This is a genomic window from Stenotrophomonas sp. HMWF003, assembly GCF_003061285.1.
In the GTDB taxonomy this organism is placed as follows: Bacteria; Pseudomonadota; Gammaproteobacteria; order Xanthomonadales; family Xanthomonadaceae; genus Stenotrophomonas; species Stenotrophomonas maltophilia_AP.
The window spans coordinates 11,315-11,777 of record NZ_QAIW01000426.1; the positions used below are offsets into that span (position 1 = coordinate 11,315).

Consider the following 463-nt stretch of genomic DNA (forward strand, 5'->3'; position numbering starts at 1 on the left):
AGCGGGCCGTTGTTGGCTGCCGGTGCAGGCGCTTCGGCCACCGGCGCCACTTCCTCGGTGCCGTCTTCGCGGCGGAAGATCGAGCGCACCGAGTCCATGAAACGGCCGAACCGGCCTTTGTCTTCCTGCGGTTCTTCGCCGGTGACGTTGACCGGGGCCAGCGTGCGCGTGGAGACAGGCTCGCAGTGTTCTTCGGTGCGAGTGGCGCGCAGGGTCTGGAACACCGGCTCGACGTTCAGCACCTGGGCGTAATCGAACTTCACGTTCTCCACGATCACCACCCGGTTCCGGACCTCGCCGTCCTGGGCGCAGGCCACGGAGGCAGCACCGCCAAGCAGGCAGGTCAGGCTCAGCAACGAAGCGGATTTCATTGGCAACAGGGAAGTGGACAAGGTGGATAGTTTAGGCAGTGCCAGGCACAAGGGGCTGAACATTACCCTTCCGCGATGATTCTGCCCATAGC

1 protein-coding gene is annotated in these 463 nt (G+C 63.9%); it reads right to left on the reverse strand.

Translation table 11 applies throughout. The annotated features are described in order from the left end of the window. A partial coding sequence (locus DBR34_RS18335) for a hypothetical protein (protein WP_258224111.1) occupies nucleotides 1-371 on the reverse strand: 371 nt, incomplete at its 3' end. Nucleotides 372-463: the final 92 nt, after the last annotated feature.